We start from the raw sequence: 1,710 nt of genomic DNA, 5'->3' as shown, positions 1-1,710 counted from the left end.
TGGCGCGCACCGACACCGGCAGCTCGTGGCCACCAAAAGGCGTGTGCTTGCCTTGGCTGCACAAGGCCTCGGGGGTCACGGTCCAGGGCTTGTCGGTGTCGAAGATGCACAGGTCGGCCACACCCCCCACCGCCAGGCGGCCCACACTGGCTTGCAAGGTGCCCAGGCTGTTGCCCAGCACGCTTTGCGGGCCGCTGGTCAGCACCGCCAGCGCCCGCATCAGGTCCAAGCCGTCTTGTTGCGCCCATTTGCAGGACAGGCCCAGCAACAGCTCCACGGCGGTGGCGCCGGGTTCGGCTTCGGCAAAGGGCAGGATCTTGGCGTCGCTCTCGACCGGGGTGTGGTCGGACACCAGGGCGTCGATGCTGCCGTCGGCCAGACCGGCGCGCAGGGCATCGCGGTCGCGCTGCTGCCGCACCGGGGGCTGCAGGCGCAGGCGGCTGTCGTAGTAGCCCATGTCCACGTCCACCAGGTGCAGGTTGTGCACGCTCACATCGCAAGTCACCGGCAGGCCTTCGGCCTTGGCCTGGCGCACCAGCTCGAGCCCGGCGGCGCTGCTGATGCGGCACAGGTGCACCCGCCCGCCTTTGCCTTCGTTGGCTTTGCCCTTGCCCTGCGCGGCGCGCATCAGTTCGAACAAGGTGTGCAGCGCGATGGTTTCGGCCAGCACCGGGATACCGGCCAAGCCCATGCGGGTCGCCAGCGGCCCGCTGGCGGCCACGCCCTTGCCCATGTAGAAGTCTTGCGGCCGCAGCCACACGGTGTAGTCAAAGGTGGCCGCATATTGCAGCGCGCGCTGCAACACCTGGGTGTTGACGATGGGTACCTCGGCCTGGCCAAAGCCGATGCAGCCGGACTCGGTGAGCTCGGCCATTTCGGTCAACACCTCGCCTTGCAGGCCGCGCGTGAGCGCGCCCAGCGGGAACACGCGCGCCAGGTGCAGTTTTTCGGCGCGGAACTTGAGCATGTCGACCAGGCCGGGTTCGTCCAGCACCGGGTCGGTGTCGGGCGGGCAGACCAGCGAGGTGACGCCACCGGCCACCGCCGCCGCCATCTCGCTCTCCAGCATGCCGGCGTGTTCCTGGCCCGGTTCGCGCAGGCGCACCGCCAGATCCACCAAGCCCGGCGCCACCACGCAACCCGCAGCATCCAGGGTGCGGTTGGGGTGGAAGTCGTCACCGATCTGGCCGATGGCGATGATGCGCCCGGCGGCGATCGCCACATCGGCCATTTCGTCGCGGCCGGTCGCCGGGTCCATGACGCGACCGTTCTGAATCAGGATTTTCATGCTGCTGTTGCTTCCGTGGGTGTGTCTTGCGCCAGAGACAGAATGTGTTCCAAAGCCTGCACCAGCCGCTCGCACTCCGCCTGGGTGCCGATCGATATGCGCAGCCAGTCCACGATCCGGGGCTGCGAAAAATGCCGCACCAGGATGTGCTGCTCGCGCAGCCGAGCCAGCAAATGCGGCGCGGGCGCGCTGCGGTGGCGGGTCAATACAAAATTGGCCTGGGACGGCAGGGTCTCAAAACCCAGGCGCCCCAGCGCCGCCACCAACCAGGTCCGGCTGGCCATGGTCCATTGCCGGGTTTGCTCCAGGTAGGCGCTGTCTTCCATTGCCGCTTGCGCGCCGGCCAGTGCCAGGCGGTCCAGCGGGTAGGAGTTGAAACTGTTCTTGACCCGCTCCAGGCCCTGGATCAGCGCCGGCTGCGC

General features: G+C 68.1%; 2 protein-coding genes. Both read right to left on the bottom strand.

The genetic code is table 11. From position 1 onward, the window contains the following. On the bottom strand, positions 1–1,288 hold a 1,288-nt coding region (locus tag ABYB95_RS23045; protein WP_372662546.1), incomplete at its 3' end, for a dihydroorotase. Further along, positions 1,285–1,710, bottom strand: a 426-nt coding sequence (locus tag ABYB95_RS23040; protein WP_372662543.1) for an aminotransferase class I/II-fold pyridoxal phosphate-dependent enzyme, incomplete at its 5' end; no start/stop codon positions are given. The genes ABYB95_RS23040 and ABYB95_RS23045, both read right to left, overlap by 4 nt.

Source organism: Hydrogenophaga sp. (assembly GCF_041633695.1).
GTDB lineage: Bacteria > Pseudomonadota > Gammaproteobacteria > Burkholderiales > Burkholderiaceae_C > Hydrogenophaga.
Note: the sequence above shows the minus strand (reverse complement) of the source record. Positions and strands in the feature narration are given on the sequence as shown.